Below are 624 nucleotides of genomic sequence, written 5' to 3' on the forward strand. Positions count from 1 at the left end.
CTGCGTTTCACCGACGGTCAAGATAAATCAGAAGTAGAAGCACAAGCAAAAGCCCTGGTTAAAAAACTGAACGACGGCGCAGACTTCACCGAAATGGCTTACACCTACTCTAAAGGTCCGAAAGCTCTCCAAGGTGGTGATTGGGGTTGGATGCGTAAAGAAGAAATGCCAACCATCTTTGCTGATCAAATCAAGATGCAGAACAAAGGCAGCATCATTGGTCCATTCCGTAGTGGCGTTGGTTTCCACATCCTAAAAATTGAAGATGTGAAGGGTCTAGAAACCGTTGCGGTGACGGAAGTTAACGCTCGACATATTCTGATCAAACCAACCGTGATTCTTAGTGATGAAGGCGCTAAAAAGCAGTTAAATGAATTCGTTCGTCGCATCAAAGCTGGCGAAGCGACCTTTGCTCAATTGGCCTCACAATACAGCCAAGACCCAGGCTCTGCGGCTCAAGATGGTGAACTTGGTTACCAAACACCGGATCTTTATGTTCCTGAATTTAAACACCAAGTTGAAACGCTACCAGTTGGCTCAATCAGTGAACCATTCAAAACGGTTCATGGCTGGCACATTGTTGAAGTGTTAGACCGACGCCAAGTCGACCGCACAGATTCAGCA

General features: G+C 46.3%; 1 protein-coding gene. It reads left to right on the forward strand.

Annotation, left to right across the window (positions count from 1 at the left end; translation table 11 throughout):
- Positions 1–624 (forward strand): peptidylprolyl isomerase (locus R7E78_RS27885; protein WP_318058856.1); only part of this gene is annotated, 624 nt, incomplete at both ends.

The sequence above is a fragment of the Vibrio sp. YT-19(2023) genome, assembly GCF_033337395.1.